General features: G+C 46.4%; 15 protein-coding genes. 13 read left to right on the top strand and 2 right to left on the bottom strand.

The annotated features are described in order from the left end of the window. The first annotated feature begins 127 nt into the window (after positions 1–127). The 5 genes from NOM90_RS02450 (at position 128) to NOM90_RS02430 (ending at position 4,962) form a co-directional block, all read left to right on the top strand. A complete protein-coding gene (locus NOM90_RS02450; protein WP_255939726.1) occupies positions 128–829 on the top strand; it encodes a YceI family protein in 702 nt (233 codons plus the stop codon). A gap of 171 nt (positions 830–1,000) precedes the next feature. Then, positions 1,001–2,002: a UV DNA damage repair endonuclease UvsE gene (gene uvsE, locus NOM90_RS02445; RefSeq protein WP_255939725.1), complete on the top strand. Its 1,002-nt coding sequence runs from the start codon at positions 1,001–1,003 to the stop codon at positions 2,000–2,002. 22 nt (positions 2,003–2,024) lie between these two features. Beyond that, entirely contained in the window at positions 2,025–2,585 is a 561-nt protein-coding gene (locus NOM90_RS02440) for a flavin reductase family protein (RefSeq protein ID WP_255939724.1), read from the top strand. 110 nt (positions 2,586–2,695) lie between these two features. Then, positions 2,696–3,625, top strand: coding sequence for a LysR family transcriptional regulator (locus tag NOM90_RS02435; RefSeq protein ID WP_255939723.1), 930 nt, complete (start codon positions 2,696–2,698; stop codon positions 3,623–3,625). 188 nt (positions 3,626–3,813) lie between these two features. Next, a complete protein-coding gene (locus NOM90_RS02430; protein WP_255940515.1) occupies positions 3,814–4,962 on the top strand; it encodes a Gfo/Idh/MocA family protein in 1,149 nt (382 codons plus the stop codon). Positions 4,963–5,043: 81 nt separating this feature from the next. Here the strand turns inward: NOM90_RS02430 and NOM90_RS02425 are convergent, their stop codons facing one another. Beyond that, positions 5,044–5,457, bottom strand: a complete 414-nt coding sequence (locus NOM90_RS02425; protein WP_255939722.1) for a PH domain-containing protein — start codon at positions 5,455–5,457, stop codon at positions 5,044–5,046. 140 nt (positions 5,458–5,597) lie between these two features. Here NOM90_RS02425 and NOM90_RS02420 point away from each other — a divergent pair, with 140 nt between their 5' ends. From NOM90_RS02420 to NOM90_RS02395, 6 genes are all read left to right on the top strand, one after another. After that, positions 5,598–7,025 (top strand): amino acid permease, encoded by a 1,428-nt coding sequence (locus NOM90_RS02420; RefSeq protein WP_255939720.1) that lies wholly within the window; start codon positions 5,598–5,600, stop codon positions 7,023–7,025. A gap of 129 nt (positions 7,026–7,154) precedes the next feature. Then, entirely contained in the window at positions 7,155–7,742 is a 588-nt protein-coding gene (locus tag NOM90_RS02415; RefSeq protein WP_255939717.1) for an ECF-type riboflavin transporter substrate-binding protein, read from the top strand. Positions 7,743–7,858: 116 nt separating this feature from the next. Then, positions 7,859–9,562, top strand: coding sequence for an ABC transporter ATP-binding protein (locus NOM90_RS02410; protein ID WP_255939715.1), 1,704 nt, complete (start codon positions 7,859–7,861; stop codon positions 9,560–9,562). Then, a complete protein-coding gene (locus tag NOM90_RS02405) occupies positions 9,562–10,392 on the top strand; it encodes an energy-coupling factor transporter transmembrane component T family protein (protein WP_255939712.1) in 831 nt (276 codons plus the stop codon). Before NOM90_RS02410 ends, NOM90_RS02405 begins: the two co-directional genes overlap by 1 nt. A gap of 12 nt (positions 10,393–10,404) precedes the next feature. Continuing rightward, positions 10,405–11,181 (top strand): sugar phosphate isomerase/epimerase family protein, encoded by a 777-nt coding sequence (locus NOM90_RS02400; protein ID WP_255939710.1) that lies wholly within the window; start codon positions 10,405–10,407, stop codon positions 11,179–11,181. A gap of 136 nt (positions 11,182–11,317) precedes the next feature. Beyond that, on the top strand, positions 11,318–12,151 hold the full coding sequence (locus NOM90_RS02395) for an endonuclease/exonuclease/phosphatase family protein (RefSeq protein ID WP_255939706.1): 834 nt from the start codon (positions 11,318–11,320) through the stop codon (positions 12,149–12,151). Positions 12,152–12,221: 70 nt separating this feature from the next. On the opposite strand, the gene acsA is transcribed toward NOM90_RS02395, so the two are convergent. After that, positions 12,222–14,003 carry an acetate--CoA ligase gene (gene acsA, locus NOM90_RS02390; RefSeq protein WP_255939704.1) on the bottom strand — a complete coding sequence of 594 codons (1,782 nt, stop codon included), beginning with the start codon at positions 14,001–14,003 and terminating at the stop codon, positions 12,222–12,224. Positions 14,004–14,258: 255 nt separating this feature from the next. Between acsA and NOM90_RS02385 the strand changes: the two genes are divergently transcribed. Together NOM90_RS02385 and NOM90_RS02380 are read left to right on the top strand one after the other, a co-directional pair. Beyond that, complete coding sequence (locus NOM90_RS02385) at positions 14,259–14,891, top strand: GNAT family N-acetyltransferase (protein WP_255939702.1); 633 nt, start codon at positions 14,259–14,261, stop codon at positions 14,889–14,891. Between the two features lie 27 nt (positions 14,892–14,918). Then, positions 14,919–16,097: an acetoin utilization protein AcuC gene (locus NOM90_RS02380; RefSeq protein WP_255939699.1), complete on the top strand. Its 1,179-nt coding sequence runs from the start codon at positions 14,919–14,921 to the stop codon at positions 16,095–16,097. Positions 16,098–16,161: the final 64 nt, after the last annotated feature.

Below are 16,161 nucleotides of genomic sequence, written 5' to 3'. Positions count from 1 at the left end.
TTTGACAACAAGTTTACGATTTTGGATCTAATTTTTTTGAAAAGCACGTTTGACATTTTCTTGACACATTCCCCTGATAAGATACCGAAAAAGAAATACAAAAAGAGCTTGCTCAGGAGGAAAAACCATGAATAAGAAAACGAGAAATTGGATTATCGCAGTAGTAGCGGTGTTGGTCGTTGGCGGTGCAGGCGCATACGCATTTATGAATAATTACTTGGGGAATAAAGTCGAAATCGAAAGTGTACTTCCGGCGCAAGCGGCAGGAAATACAGCAGAAGCGGCAACAACAGGAACAACTGTATCCAAAGAAGACTTGAACGGAACTTGGAACATCTCGGATGCGTCGAAAGTGTATTTCTCGGTCACGACCTCGCAAGAAAAAGTGAACTTTGTAGACGATAAAGTAAGCGGAACATGGGACGTGAATTTGGACGATGCTACGCAAATGAAAGGTCAAGGTGCGATTGAGATTGACGCTATTGATTCGGGGAACGCTCAGCGCGACGAACATATCAAATCCGATGACTTTTTCCAAATGAGCAAGTACCCACAAGCAACATTTACTGCAACTGCTTTTGAAGGGCTGCCTACAGAATGGAATGAAGGCGAAGTCCATGACTTCAAATTGGAAGGCACATTGAATGTAAAAGGAATCGAAAAACCCGTGACTTTCGATGCTAAAGCTTCGTATCAAGATGGCAAATTGTTGCTGTCCGGTACAACAGTCGTAACTTTTGAAGATTTCGGTCTGGAAAATCCACACTCTGTAGTCGTCAGCACACAAAACGATATTGATGTACAGTTGGAACTGACTCTTGAAAAATAATAGAAAATAACCTTAAAAGCCTTACCGTCTATACGGTAGGGCTTTTTAATGCGAAAATATAAGCGGAGCAAGCAAAATACAAAGGAATTGATTCCGATAAGCGGCTTTGCGTTATGTTGTTAATACGGTTCAATGACCGAAAACTCGTAGTTGCCAGAAAGGAAGTTGGTTATGATTGTTCGTTTCGGTTATGTTGCCATGTCTTTAGAAATTCAAGATAGTTCTCCTTCAAAAACGATGACGATGGCTCGTTTTGCCAGACTACCGGATCGAGAAAGCGGTCTGCGGGAGTTAGAACGTATCGCTAGTATCAATTTGCATAATACATTACGATTATTGAGACACAATATTGCTGAAGGCATCGAAGTGTACCGGTTTTCTTCTAAACTGATCCCGCTCGCGACCCATACCGATCTAGCGGATTGGAATCCTTTTATTGCGCTAGCTGAACCTTTTGCGGAAATCGGAGCATTGGTTCGCAAGCATAATCTTCGTGTTTCTTTCCACCCGGATCATTATACGGTCATGAGTACGCCAAGACCCGAAGTTCTCGTATCGTCCGTGCGAGATCTGCGTCACCATGTGAATATGTTGCAAGCGATGGGGCTTGATGCGCGAGCCAAAAATAATATCCATATCGGCGGAGCTTACGGAAATAAACCCGCTTCTGCGGATCGGTTCGTCGAGCATTTTGCGGAACTGGATTTCGATATTCAAAGCCGGATCACTTTAGAAAATGACGATAAAACGTTTACTACAGGGGAGACGTTAGCCGTTGCGCAGCGTACAGGTTTGCCGATGGTACTCGATATTCATCATCATTGGACCAATAGCGAAGGCGAACCGGCATCCGATTGGTGGCAAGAAGTCGCGGCAACGTGGGAATCTCCGCTTGCGCGAACCGATGTGCCGGACGGGGAACATTTACCGCCGAAAATCCATGCTTCCAGTCCAAAAAGCGAAACCGATCGTCGTAGTCACGCAGACGGGGTCGAAGTGAAGCCTTTGCTCGACTTTTTGCGCGAAGCGGCAAAAACGTCTTCGCATATCGATGTCATGTTGGAAGCGAAACATAAAGATCACGCTTTGTTTCAATTGATGCGAGATTTTGAAATGTATAAAAACGAAGGTGTGACGAAATTAAGCGGAGCCAAAATAGAAGTTCAACCTTAAATAAAAAGGAGCCAATCCTATTATGAAAAAAGCGATAGAAGGCGAAATTACTTATGCGTATCCCGGCATGGTTGCTGTAGTCACGTCTCGATTAGAGCAAGAACGTAATGTCATGGCAGCAGGCTGGCATTCGTATATGGGCTCAGGTCCCGCGATGTACGGAATTTCTTTACGAGAAGCGACGCACAGCTATGGCTTGATCAAACAATCCGGCGTATTTGGCGTGAACTTTTTGCCTGCGACTTGCAGTGAGCAGATTCAGCTTAGCGGGACATTGAGCGGCAGGGACGTCGATAAACTGAGTCAGTTGAAGTTACAATATGAAGATGGAATCAAGACGGGTGTCCCTGTACTGAATGAAGCGTATGTCTCTTACGAATGTGAAGTTCAAGATATGCAGCTGCGAGGCGATCATTATTGGATTGTTGGACAGATTGTGCAAGCTTATCGCGACGACGAAGCTTTTGGAGAAAATGGATTGCCGGACTTAAACAAACTTCATATTCCTTTATACATGGGACGCGCAACTTATGCCGTTCTGGATAAAAAAACAGAGCAAAGACCTTATTATCCGCTTCGCTAACAAAGGCTGTGTTCCTCTGCGAAAGCTATTGACAGAAATGTCCGATAAAACTATGATACATTAAACCTAGTTAATTAATCGGAATATTTTTGGTGAAAGTAGGGGATCCAGTGAATATCGAAAATATCGAGTCTTTCGTGTATATCAATCATTATGGGAGTTTCAATAAAACGGCTGAAGCGTTATTCCTGTCTCAGCCTTCGGTCACTGCACGCATTCAGACCTTAGAGCGGGAGCTGGGTTGCCGATTATTTGATCGAGTTGGCAAGCAGGTCGTGTTGACGGAAGCAGGACGCAAATTTTTGCCGTATGCTCAAGAAATGCTGAAGACGTTGCAAAAAGGTCGCCAGCATATTCGCAACACGGAAAAGCTTCCGCAAGAATTTCGAATCGGAAGCACCATTTCGGTATCCAATTATTTGATTCCTGAATTATTGCCTCGTCTACACGATCACTGCTCCGATATTCATGTGAAACTGACGACAGGCGGCACCGATGAACAAGTCAAACGGCTGCTTGCGGGAGAAGTCGATGTTGCTTTTATCCGTAAAATGATCCATCCTTCTTTGCGCACCGTTGCTTTCTATGAAGATCCGATCCACCTATACGTGCGCTCCGATCATTCGTTTGCCAAAGCGGAATCGGTCTCGGCGGAAGAACTACAAGATCGGAAATTCGTCTTTTTCGAATGCGGAACGTTAGATTGGTTACGAATTCACCGAGCGTTCGAAGCGTTAAGCTCGCCGCCGAATATCGCTTTTCATGTCGATAATTCCGAAACGGCGAAAAAGTTGATTTTGCGGGGCGCGGGTATCGGATTTCTTCCTGCGGTATGCGCGCGTGAAGAAGTGCGAGAAGGACGGTTAACGCCTGTACGCGTACGCGAATTGACTGAATTTACACTTCAAACTAGCTTGGTGACTTTGCTGCAAAATGAATCGTCGATGATTACGGAACTCGCATCGATCTTCGAAGATTTGGTACATGATCGAGCGCTGGACGCTTCGCCTTTAACCGATTCGACTGCATTAGCCAAATGAAGTTTGAAAAGTTGGATATATGACGGATATAGACCTTTCCTAATGGGGAGGTCTTTTTTTGAGGATTTGAAATAGTCTTTCCTTTCTTTACCAAAGACTTTTCGTTACAATAAAGATGAAAGCGATACCAAAGAGTGGCGAATGCCGAAAGGGTGGAGAACTTTTTGAATAATTTCGTGAACGTAGGCATGATCGGTTATAAATTTATGGGCAAAGCACACAGTAATGCGTACCGGGCGCTCCCCATGTTTTTACCGGATGTTCCAAAACCTCGTATGAAAGCCATTTGCGGGCGAGATGCACAAGCGGTACAAGCCGCAAGCGAACAATTCGGGTGGGAAAGCGTAGAGACGGATTGGCGCGAACTATTGGCTCGGGACGATCTGGATCTGATCGATATCAATGCTCCAAGCGACGCCCATAAAGAAATCGCTTTAGCGGCGGCGGCGGCAGGTAAACATATTTTTTGCGAAAAACCGCTTGCACTGAACCTTGCGGATGCCAAAGAAATGCTTGCAGCCGCGGACAAAGCAGGCGTTAAACATATGGTAGGCTTCAATTACCGCTTCGCTCCGGCTGTACGTCTGGCTAAAAAGTTGATCGAAGACGGACGGCTGGGCAAAATTTATCATTTCCGGGGTCTGTTTTTGCAAGATTGGATCATGGACCCGGACTTCCCGCTCGTCTGGCGATTGCAAAAAGAAGTAGCCGGTTCCGGCTCGCTTGGCGATCTGGGCGCGCATACGATTGATTTGGCACGTTATTTGGTCGGGGAGTTCGATGAAGTGGTGGGGATGGCAGAGACCTTTATCAAAGAACGTCCCATGCCAACGGAAATGACGGGGCTTACGGCAAAAGGCAATTCGGAAGGGCCGCGCGGAGAAGTGACGGTCGATGATGCTGCAATGTTTATGGCGAAGTTCGATAATGGAGCGGTCGGTACATTCGAAGCAACGCGTTTTGCGAACGGGCATCGCAGTACGAACTTTTTTGAAATCAACGGGAGCAAAGGCAGCGTAAGGTTTGACTTTGAACGCATGAATGAACTGGAAGTGTTCTTCTCTGAGGATGCCGAAGACGTGCAAGGATTCCGGCGTGTTCTTGCGACCGATGCGGCCCACGATTATATGCACGCTTGGTGGCCGGCAGGGCATACGATCGGCTACGAGCATACGGTGACGCATGAAGTTCATGAACTGATGAGTGCGATTGCGGAAGACCGGCAGCCGGTGCCGAACTTTGTAGACGGCGTGAAGTGCCAGGCGGTGCTGGAGGCGGTGGAGCTGTCGGCTTCGGAGAAGCGGTGGGTGAAGTTGAGTGAGGTCGATGGCGAGTAGGAGTTTCTAAAGAAATCAAAAAACCTTTCCTAGTTTTGGGAAAGGTTTTTTTGTAGTTCTTTTTTAAAAGAGTGGAGTGCATTAGACGTTGATTACGATTTTTTTGTTAATCTTTTTAAGTTGTTGTAAAAATTCTTCTTCGCGCACGGGGGAGATCAGGATGCTGCCGCCGTTATGAACGATTTCCAGACGATTGCGGGAATGGGCAGGGCCGGAGCTCATGCTGCGTTTGCGTTGGATTTTCTCGATCCGATCGATTGGGATATTCCAGTTCAATGGGCCTGAGCGTACACGCAAATGTTCGTTTGCGATCTCATAACTGGTGATATACCAAGTGGAGACGACAAACATCAAGATTACGAGCCATACCGGAATAAAGATCAGCGATCCGCCGATGGATAATCCCATCCAGACCAAAATGAGCAAAACAATGATGATTGCCCAGTTTAACGTGAAGAAAAAAACGTCTTTTTCGCTTTTGTATCGATTATTCATATCTGCCTCCGAATCGTAAAGTTCCTTTTATTGTACAGGAGTGATATGGATTCGTACAATTGGAATGTATTCCACTCTTTCGCTTTACCATAGAAAAGTGTATAATCAAAAGTCTGTGAAGTATAGATGGAAAAGGGGTAATGGCGTTGAGTAAGGGAAAGACTTTAGGATTTTGGGTTTTAACGGCTTTGGTCGTTGGCAATATGGTCGGATCCGGTATCTTTATGTTGCCGCGTTCGCTTGCGGAAGCCGCAAGCCCTGCGGGAACGGTATTGGCTTGGGGCGTGACTGGCTTTGGAGTATTGATGTTAGCGCTGGTCTTCGGAAATTTGGCATTGCGTAAGCCAGAACTTAACGGCGGGCCTCAAATTTATGCGAAAGAGCTATTTCCGAATCGCCCCGCTTTATCGCTACTTTCGGGATTTATGTCGAGCTGGGGCTACTGGATCGGTAATATCGCAGGATTTGTCGCGGTTATTACGACATTCGCGAGTTACCTATCGACTTTCTTTCCTGTGATGAATAGCAGCGCGGTATTATTTACAGCAGGGAGTTTTGAATTGACAACCGGGCATCTGCTGAATTTTATCGTTTGCTCGTTGCTATTATGGGGCACTCACTTTTTGGCACTGCGCGGGATCGAAGGTGCTGGGCGTCTTAATTTGATTGCGACCGCGACTAAAGTGATCGGATTTGCTTTGTTTATCATTATTGCTTTATTTGCTTTTCAATCCTCAACGATGGGACAATTTGCGGCAGCTCATATTGATGCGGAAGGACGTTCGGCGTCGCTCCTATCCCAGATTAATGCGGCAGCGGTTGTGACGTTGTGGGCATTTATCGGAGTTGAGTCGGCGACTGTATTCGCAGCGCGTGCCAAAAAGAAAAAAGACGTTAGCCGAGCGACGTTTGCCGGGTTATTGATCGCGATCATCTTATATGTCGGAATCAGTATTTTGACGATGGGACTTTTGCCGAAAGAACAATTGATCCAATCGCAAAATCCGTTAGTCGATGCGATGAGCGCGGTGCTGGGACCTTACGGCGGTTACTTGTTAGCAGCACTAGGGCTGATCAGCTTGATCGGTTCAACGATCGGCTGGGTGCTTCTTAGCGCAGAAGTGCCTTACGAAGCGGCAAAACAAAAAGTATTTTTACAGCCGTTTCGCCAAGAAAATGAAAAAGGAATGCCGAAGTATTCGTTATGGATTTCGAATGCACTCGGTCAACTGCTGATTTTCTCGACGATTTCCGGTTCGATCTCACAAGCATTTGATTTTATTATCGTCGTCGCGACGCTTGCGTATCTGGTTCCGTATCTGATCGCTTCGGTATACCAACTGAAGCTGACGTTGACCGGAGAAGGATATACGGTCAAGCGCGAACGCCGCATAGACGGAATTATCGCAGTATTGGCTACAATCTATTCGGTATGGGTCGTATACGCAGGTATGGGAGATTGGCAGACATTCTTATTTGGCGTGCTGCTGTTAGTAAGCGGGATTGTTTTTTATCCGCTTTTGCGTAAGCAGCTGAAAGAGTCTAAAATCGTTGAGCAAAAAAGATAAAAACAAAACGCTTCGAATAAATAATTCGAAGCGTTTTTTATTGCAATTTAACGGTAGCTTTGTAAGTTGATTCTCGGTATAATCAACGCAAAGAAATAGGATGCTTATACAAAGAAAAGAGGGGAATACATGCAATCCAAAAGTTTTTCGGTAAAAACGGTTGTCGCAATCGGGATTGGCGCGGCTTTGTTTGTCGTGTTAGCGCGTTTCGGTTCGATTCCGTCGCCGATTCCGAATACGAACATCCAAACGAATTACGCAATTTTGGCGTTATTCGCGGTGTTGTATGGGCCGCTTGCCGGTCTATTGATCGGCTTGATCGGGCATACGGTAACAGATTTGATCTCTTACGGTAACCCGTGGTTCAGTTGGATTATCGCTTCCGGCGTATTCGGTCTGATCGTAGGGCTGCTCGCTCGAAAGCTTCGTATTCAAAAAGGTCAATATAGCTTGATCCGTATTCAAGATGGCGAATTTGGTCTTAAAGGAATTGTTTTATTCAATATTATTCAGATCATTGCCAATGTGTTATCGTGGTTGGTCGTAGCACCTGTGCTCGATATTCTGATTTATGCGGAACCGGCGAACAAAGTATTTACGCAAGGCGTTTTGGCAACCGGTGCAAATATCGCAACGGTAGCGGTGCTCGGTACACTGATCGCAATCGCGTATTCCAAAACGCGTACGAAGCAAGGTAGCTTGACGAGAGAAGAGTAGCATGTGAAAATTAAAAAAGAAGCAAACGTAGAAAAGCCGGGGCATTCATCCGGCTTTTTCGTTTGCCTTGCCTAATATTTTGATAGGCAATAGATCGGTAACGAGAAAGGAACGCTATGAGAAAACCAATGATCGAATTCGATCAATTTACATTTCAATATCGCGCGCAAAGCGAACCGACGTTGCGCGATATTCAGCTTACCATCTATGAAGGCGAAAAAGTATTGATCGTAGGGCCTTCCGGCTCAGGAAAAAGTACATTAGCACATTGCATGAATGGTCTGGCACCACATTTTTATCCCGGCGAATGTTCGGGTGTGCTTAAAATCGGCGGAGTCGACAGCAAGAAGATGGGGATTGCTGAATTATCTGATCTGATCGGTACCGTGATGCAAGACCCGGATGGTCAATTTGTCGGGTTAACCGTCGCGGAAGATATTGCATTTAAATTGGAAAATGAAGGTATTGTGCAAGCAGAAATGATCCGCCGTGTCCAAGAAGCTGCTGAAGAAGTTGAATTTGCTGACTTTTTAGCAGCTTCGCCTCAAGAATTATCAGGCGGGCAAAAGCAGAAGACGACGCTAGCAGGCGGATTGGTCGGCGGAGCGCCGATTTTACTTTTCGACGAACCATTAGCGAGTCTTGATCCATATTCGGGTCGCGCTACGGTAGAGCTGATTGATCGACTGCATCAAAATTCGGCGCGTACGATCGTCATTATCGAACATCGGCTCGAAGAAATGCTGCACCGCGCTGTCGATCGCATTATCGTTGTCGATGAAGGACGTATTATCGCCGATTTGCCGCCGGATGAGTTGATTGCTTCCGGTCTGCTCCGTGAAAAAGGAATCCGTGAACCTTTGCATCTGTCTGCAATCCGTTATGCGGGTGGCTCCCTATCGCAGGAGATGAATCTTCAGTATGTAGAGCGAATGAATTTAGAGCCTTACCGAGATTCGTTAATCCAGTGGAGTGAGACTCCGATGATCGAGTCACCAATTTCGACATCAAAGCCGCTGCTGGAACTCGAAAATATAACGTTTGGTTATGATTCTACTCATCCAGTGCTACAAGAAATATCGTTTCAAGTGAGCCAAGGTGAAGTGTTATGTATCGCAGGACGTAACGGAGCAGGTAAATCGACCATTTCTCGCTTGATTTGCGGATTTCACAAACCTTCCTCTGGTTCGATTACCTTAAATGGACGTGATTTATCAGGCGATAGTATTCGCGAGCGTGCAGATGTTATTGGTTTTGTGATGCAAAATCCGAATCATATGTTATCCAAGCCGCTTCTCTACGATGAAGTAGCTTCGGGATTGGTACATCGTGGGGTTCCAGAAAACGAAATTCGTGAACGTGTACATGAGACACTTCGTGTATGTGGATTGTATCCTTTTCGCAGTTGGCCAATCGCAGCACTCAGCTATGGGCAAAAAAAGCGGGCGACGATTGCTTCAATCTTGGTATTACGCCCGGAAATTTTGATTTTAGACGAGCCAACGGCTGGACAAGACTATCGCCATTATCATGAGATGATGACCTTCTTGATGGAACTTAACGCTCAAGGCATGACGTTGATTATGATTACACACGATATGCACTTGATGTTGGAATACGGGCAGCGCACGATTGTTTTATCCGAAGGTCGCAAAATCGCGGACGATACGCCTGCGCGTATTCTCGGTGATGCTGCAATTGTAGAGCAAGCTCATCTGCATGAGACGTCTTTGCATATTTTGGCGCGGCGGTTAGGCATCGAGCCGGAAGAAAAGATCGTGTCTCAGTTTATTCAGTCCGATCGGAGGAGGGTGAACTGATGGCGCCTAGATTGCTATCTTATTCCAATATCGACTCGCCCGTACATCGACTGAGTGGAGTGACGAAGCTGCTTGCTTTTTTGCTTTTTTCGATTGCAGGCATGATAAGTTACGATACGCGTTGTTTGCTTGCGATGCTGATCTTGTCGCTTGTCGTTTTTTACGTGTCCAAAGTTCCGTTTAAGCAATATTCTTTCGTTCTCTATCTGATCCTGATTTTTGCGGCTATCAATCAATTGGCAATCTTTTTGTTTGCTCCTGAACAAGGCGTGCAGATTTACGGGACTCGGCATGAGTTATTGCATGTATTCGGACGATATTCAATCACTTCAGAACAATTGTTTTACCAGTTCAATATCTTACTCAAATTTGCAGTGATTGTGCCTCCGGCTTTATTGTTTTTGCTCGCGACAGAACCGAGTGAATTTGCGTCTTCGCTAAACCGGATCGGAGTCAGTTACAAAATTGCGTATGCAATCTCGATTACGATGCGTTATATTCCGGATGTACAGCAAGAGTATGTGAATATTTCGATAGCGGCTCAAGCTCGCGGGCTAGATATGTCGAGAAAAGAAAAGCTGGGGCGACGTCTGAAAAATATGGCAGGTATTTTGCTCCCTCTTGTGCTAGCAACACTTGAGCGGATCGAAAAAGTCAGTGCAGCACTTGAACTTCGCGGCTTTGGTCGTAAACGTAAACGCACTTGGTACAAAAGTCGTCCGCTCACGAAAACAGACGGATTTGTAATTGCAGGGGCTGTGCTTATTGCGGTGGCGGTACTTGTGATTACATTCTGGGACGGGGCAAGATTTTATAATCCTTTTGTGTAAGGGGGACTCGGCATGCAGCAAGGTCTACGTCTAAAAGGCGGGATCGATGAAAAAAGCTTCAACAACCGCTTAAGTTACGATCCGGAGATCGTGGAACTTTTTTTGACCGATCAAGATATGGAGCGTACTTCCTTGATTCGTCAACGTATCCGTCAACTTCGAGAGCGTGGAATTAAAGCCTATATGCACCATCCGTCCAAATATCGCGGCGCTTATCTGAATATTTTGAGCGACGATCCTCAGATGTATGCCTTTTACCGAGCATCGACGGCTGAATTATTGAAGATCTGCGAAGAAGAAGATGCAAAATGTGTGATTCACGCGCATTACGTAGGGATGGACAATCAGAAAATTGATCGGAAATCGACGATTCTGCTTCGTGAAGTCATTGCGGCTATTCCGGGTTACGATAGCGGACGGTTATTATGGGAAGATTCCACAGAAGGGTTGTTTTGTTTTAGCAATCCGTATTTGATCGATGATCTGATCGTACCGCTCAATCTTCCGATTAACGTCGATGTGAGCCATACGTTTATCGGCTTTCGCGGAGATAACGACAAATTATACGACGTACTAAAACGGACAAAACCATATGCGCGTTATTATCATCTGGTAGATAGTATGGGGCAATACCATGATTCGCTTCCTCTTGGCAAAGGATTGATCGATTGGAGTCGCGTCAAGCCTTGGGTGGACGATCAAGATTTTGTATTCGAGATCAATCTAAGCGGCGATCATGTGGATTGTACGCCGATGATTGAAAGTGCTGCTTTTTACGCTTCGATCTAAAAGTTAAAGACTCATTCGCTCCGGTTCTTAAATGAAGAATCGGAGCTTTTTATTATCCAAAAAACTCGCAAAAAAAGATGAAAGCGTTTATCATAAAAATATAGAAACGTTTCGATAAAAGGAGAGGGATTGAATAATGAATTCATCTACAGAGTCGCAGGGCGTAGCTTCGCTGAATATTATGACTTTCAATCTACGGACGCATACCGCAAATGATCTAGGAAATGAATGGGTACAACGTGCACCGTGGGCAGTGAAGACGATAGCCGATCATGCTCCATCAATCGTAGGGGTACAAGAAGCGTATGTATTGATGTTAAATGATTTGCAGCAAGGATTAACGGATTATCGTTGGATTGGGGAAGGTAGACAAGGCGGCGATCAAGACGAGCATTGTGCGATTTTTTATCGGCATGCCGAATTCGAAGTGCTGGATCACGGACAATTCTGGTTGTCCGGGACGCCCCATACAATAGGATCGCTCGGGTGGGATAGCGATTATCCGCGAATTTGCACATGGGGGAGATTCCGGCATATCGCTTCAGGGAGAACGCTCTCTGTGTACAATACACATTTCGATCATATCGGAGCAGCAGCTCGAATCGAAGGCGCGAAGCTAGTCGCAGCTTATATGGCTGAACAGTCTAAGACTTATCCGCAAGATGCGGCAATCCTGATGGGAGATATGAACGGAGTACCGTCAGATTTACCGCTACGTTATCTACGCGGAGAAGCACCGGAGCAAGGAGAGGTTCCTGCATTGCAAGATGCCTATACCGTTCTGGAACATAATTTAGGTCGAACGTTTCATGATTTTCAGGGTGGAGTAGAAGGAGAACCTATCGATTATATTTTTGCGGGTCAGCATTGCCAATTGAAATCGGCTGTCATTGATCGACGTGAGTTTGACGGAAAATATCCATCCGATCATTATCCGCTGATTGCGACGATCCAACTGCTTGAGAACTAAAGAGTGGAAAAGAAGCCAACAACCCTGCTTAGGGTCGTTGGCTTCTTTTATTTTTGAGTCAATCATTCAATCAATCTTCGATCGTCGACAAATCGCCTGCCGGAAGTTTCAACTCCCAAGCTTTGAGTACGCGGCGCATGATTTTACCGCTTCGCGTTTTGGGCAATTTGTCTTTAAATTCGATCTCGCGCGGCGCCGCGTGAGCGGATAAGCCTTCTTTGACAAATTTCGTAATCTCGGCTTTGAGTTCATCGGTTGCTTCGTATCCTTCGCGAAGCGAGATGAAAGCTTTGATCACTTCGCCACGTACCGGATCAGGCTTACCGATTACACCTGCTTCCGCGACAGCCGGATGTTCGACCAGTTTACTTTCGACTTCAAATGGACCGACACGTTCTCCCGATGTATTAATGACGTCATCGATCCGTCCTTGAAACCAGAAATAACCGTCTTCGTCCATATACGCGGAGTCGCCTGAAATATACCAGCCGGGCAACCGTACATATTCTTCGAACTTGGTTGGGTTATTCCAAATTTTACGCATCATCGAAGGCCACGGCGTACGAATCGCAAGGTTACCCATACGCAGCGGCGGCAAGACTTGACCTTGATCGTCGACAATCGCCGCTTCGACGCCCGGAATCGGCTTACCCATCGAACCCGGTCGTATATCCATTGACGGATAATTGCAGATTAACTGTGCGCCTGTCTCGGTCATCCACCATGTATCATGAATCCGGCGGTTATAGACGCGTGCGCCCCAACGAATCACTTCGGGGTTTAGCGGTTCGCCTACGCTGAGTACATGCCGCAACGAAGACAGATCATATTGCTTCACCGCTTCATCGCCAGCACCCATTAACATCCGAAAAGCGGTCGGAGCGCTGTACCATACCGTGACTTTGTAACGCTGAATCGTCTCGTACCAGTCTTGCGGGCTAAATCGACCGCCGCGTATCACGTTCGTAACGCCATTTAGCCACGGAGCGAAAATACCATACGAAGTCCCTGTCACCCAACCCGGATCGGCGGTACACCAATAAACATCGTCGACTTGCAGATCCAGTACGATGCGTCCCGTATACGCGTGTTGAACCATCGCGTCGTGTACGTGATAGACGCCTTTCGGTTTACCGGTTGAACCTGAAGTGTAATGCAAGATTAATCCGTCTTCGTGATCGAGCCATTCGATCTCCGCTTCTGTCGAAGCTTCACGCATCAATTGATGAAAATCGGCAAAAGGCGAATCGGGCGGCAATAGTTCGGGATCAGAAGCATGGTCAGATTGGAGATCTAGTGGCTTAGAAGGATCGACTAGAATGACATGCTTCAACTCCGGTAACTCGTGTGCAGGCACACGTTCCGCAAGTTTGGGCGTTGTCACGATTGCAACCGCGCCGCTGTCTTGAAGCCGATCGCGTACCGCCGTTTCCATAAACGCTTCGAACAGGGGCCCAGCGATTGCACCGATTTTAATAATACCGAGCAAAGTGAAATACAATTCAGGCGTTCGCGGCATAAAAATAAACACGCGATCTCCTTTGCCGATGCCGAGACTGCGCAGCATATTTGCCGCACGGTTCGAATACTGCCGCATCTGCTCGAACGTATATGATTCTTCACGCTCCGGATCGCTATATAGCAAAGCGATTTTGTCGGCGAGATGACTATTCGCATGTCGGTCAATCGCTTCGTAAGCCAAATTAAGTTGACCGCTTTCGTACCAACTGAACTGCTTTTCTTCGTTGCTCCAATCGAAACTTTCCCTAGCTTCTTCGTAGTTGCCCAGATTAGAAGAGTCCGTGATTGCTTTAAGCGTTTCTACTGCGTGTGGATCGGTCTGTTTATCCATAAGAGCCTCCCGTCGAGTGAAAACATAAAAGAATCGATCTGTCCAAAACATTGACAATCTTTACAAAGTTAACGCTTACAAAAAAGATCGTATTGAAGAAATAAAAGCGAATTTTCTGTAGTATACCACAATTAGAATGAAAGTCGATTTTTCGGATATATAGCCATGATAGCGTTTACTTATAAGAAAGGCTATGATACAAGCAGGTAGAAATAGATATATGTTTAGCAAGCCGGAGCAATCAAAGGAGGCTGCATGGAACATTTTAAAAAGCAACATAGTGAAGTGATAGACGGCGCATCTGGGCAGATTGTCGTGCAAGGCCCTCTATCGCCTGATCAGTTGAAGCAAATGACGTTACATGCGCAGCTTGACGCTTTTCGTCGCCCGCAAGAGCAACATGAAGCTTTGGTTGAGATTGCGGAGTTGCCGGAAGGACGGATCATTGCCGCGTTCGAAGGGCAGGTCATCGTCGGTTATGTGACTTTTCATTATCCGGATGAATATGAACTTTGGGCGGAAGGCAATATGGAGGATCTGGTTGAACTTGGAGCGATCGAAGTTGCCAACGATTATCGCGGAAAAGGAATAAGCAAAAAGTTACTGGAACTTTCTTTTCGCGGGGGGCAGTTAGATCACGTCATTGTGTTCACGACTGAATATTATTGGCATTGGGATCTCGAACATACCGGGCTTAACGTCTGGGATTATCGCAAGATGATGGAAAAGTTAATGAAAAACGTCGATATGGTCTGGTTCGCTACCGATGATCCTGAAATTTGTAGCCATCCAGCAAATTGTCTGATGGTTCGAGTCGGTCGTAATGTTCCGCAATCTTCGGTAGAAGCTTTTGATCGACTGAGGTTTCGGCAACGATTTATGTATTAAAAAAAGCATGTGCAAAGGAGGCGCAGCATGAAAGATGCCGTCTATTTATTTCACCCGCATTTTCTAAACTACAAATTCGACCAAGACCATCCGTTCGATCAGCATCGGATTACGTTGACGCGCGATTTGCTGCGTGCCGCGAATGCTTTTCCGAGCGACTCGGAAATCGTATCGGTCGATCAACTTGATGAAGAATGGCTGCAAGCCGTACATGTTCCCGAGTATATCGAAAGCGTGAAAGCTTTGAGTGCGGCGCATCCACTCGGAGCAAAGATTCATCAAGCGCAAAAGTATGGGCTGAACACGGAAGATACACCATTTTTCCCGGGAATGCACCAAAGTGCGCAGATGATCGCGGCAGCATCGGTCGAAGCGGCGAAACTTGTAATGGATGGAAAAACGCGTCATGCAATCAATCTAGCGGGCGGGCTCCATCACGCGATGCCGCAGCGAGGTTCGGGATTTTGTGTGTACAATGACGCTTCGATCGCGATTTCTTTTATACGCAAACAATATGGAGCGAAAGTGCTTTATGTCGATACGGATGCTCATCATGGCGATGGGGTCGAGATGTCTTTTTACAGCGATCCTGAAGTCTATACATACTCGATTCATGAGACAGGCAAATATTTGTTTCCCGGAACAGGGCAAATCGAACAACGCGGAGAAGGCGAAGGGTTTGGCTGCACGATCAATCTGCCGATGGAACCTTATACTGAAGACGATTCATGGTTGGAGTCTTTTAAAAACGTGCTAGAAGACGTATTGCAAAAAGCCAAGCCGGATATCATCATCAGTCAGCACGGTTGCGACGCTCATGCGCTGGATCCATTGTCTCATCTCCATTGCTCCATGCGGATCTACCGAGAAATGCCGAGAATTTTGCACGAAGCGGCACATCATTATTGCGATGGACGTTGGGTAGCTCTGGGTGGGGGCGGTTACGATATTTGGCGCGTCGTACCCAGAGCATGGTCGCTGTTATGGATGGAAATGAGCGGTCATCCGTTATTGCAACAGATTGATGCCGATCCTTTTTTGCGTTTGCCCGAAGCGTGGTTAGATCGTTGGAGCCCTCAAAGCCCGGAAGAGTTACCGCAAACTTGGCTCGATGATATTTCGGAGTGGACACCGATGCCGAGACGTGCCGAGATCGAAGCGGCAAATCGTCGCTCGGTCGAATTAGCTTCCATGTATTTACGTTAGGTGTTGATCCAAGCGACAATCGTTTAGTAGAATCTGTACTTCGGGTATATGAATAGAGAAGAAA

This window comes from Saccharibacillus sp. JS10 (genome assembly GCF_024436065.1).
In the GTDB taxonomy this organism is placed as follows: Bacteria; Bacillota; Bacilli; order Paenibacillales; family Paenibacillaceae; genus Saccharibacillus.
Note: the sequence above shows the minus strand (reverse complement) of the source record. Positions and strands in the feature narration are given on the sequence as shown.

What these genes read in the sequence shown, in the direction of transcription:
- uvsE (WP_255939725.1), top strand. Translation starts at nt 1,001, where the DNA reads ATGATTGTTCGTTTCGGTTATGTTGCCATGTCTTTAGAAATTCAAGAT.
- NOM90_RS02450 (WP_255939726.1), top strand. Translation starts at nt 128, where the DNA reads ATGAATAAGAAAACGAGAAATTGGATTATCGCAGTAGTAGCGGTGTTG.
- NOM90_RS02400 (WP_255939710.1), top strand. Translation starts at nt 10,405, where the DNA reads ATGCAGCAAGGTCTACGTCTAAAAGGCGGGATCGATGAAAAAAGCTTC.
- NOM90_RS02385 (WP_255939702.1), top strand. Translation starts at nt 14,259, where the DNA reads ATGGAACATTTTAAAAAGCAACATAGTGAAGTGATAGACGGCGCATCT.
- NOM90_RS02425 (WP_255939722.1), bottom strand. Translation starts at nt 5,457, where the DNA reads ATGAATAATCGATACAAAAGCGAAAAAGACGTTTTTTTCTTCACGTTA.
- NOM90_RS02405 (WP_255939712.1), top strand. Translation starts at nt 9,562, where the DNA reads ATGGCGCCTAGATTGCTATCTTATTCCAATATCGACTCGCCCGTACAT.
- NOM90_RS02430 (WP_255940515.1), top strand. Translation starts at nt 3,814, where the DNA reads ATGATCGGTTATAAATTTATGGGCAAAGCACACAGTAATGCGTACCGG.
- NOM90_RS02395 (WP_255939706.1), top strand. Translation starts at nt 11,318, where the DNA reads ATGAATTCATCTACAGAGTCGCAGGGCGTAGCTTCGCTGAATATTATG.
- acsA (WP_255939704.1), bottom strand. Translation starts at nt 14,003, where the DNA reads ATGGATAAACAGACCGATCCACACGCAGTAGAAACGCTTAAAGCAATC.
- NOM90_RS02440 (WP_255939724.1), top strand. Translation starts at nt 2,025, where the DNA reads ATGAAAAAAGCGATAGAAGGCGAAATTACTTATGCGTATCCCGGCATG.
- NOM90_RS02415 (WP_255939717.1), top strand. Translation starts at nt 7,155, where the DNA reads ATGCAATCCAAAAGTTTTTCGGTAAAAACGGTTGTCGCAATCGGGATT.
- NOM90_RS02420 (WP_255939720.1), top strand. Translation starts at nt 5,598, where the DNA reads ATGGCGTTGAGTAAGGGAAAGACTTTAGGATTTTGGGTTTTAACGGCT.
- NOM90_RS02380 (WP_255939699.1), top strand. Translation starts at nt 14,919, where the DNA reads ATGAAAGATGCCGTCTATTTATTTCACCCGCATTTTCTAAACTACAAA.
- NOM90_RS02410 (WP_255939715.1), top strand. Translation starts at nt 7,859, where the DNA reads ATGAGAAAACCAATGATCGAATTCGATCAATTTACATTTCAATATCGC.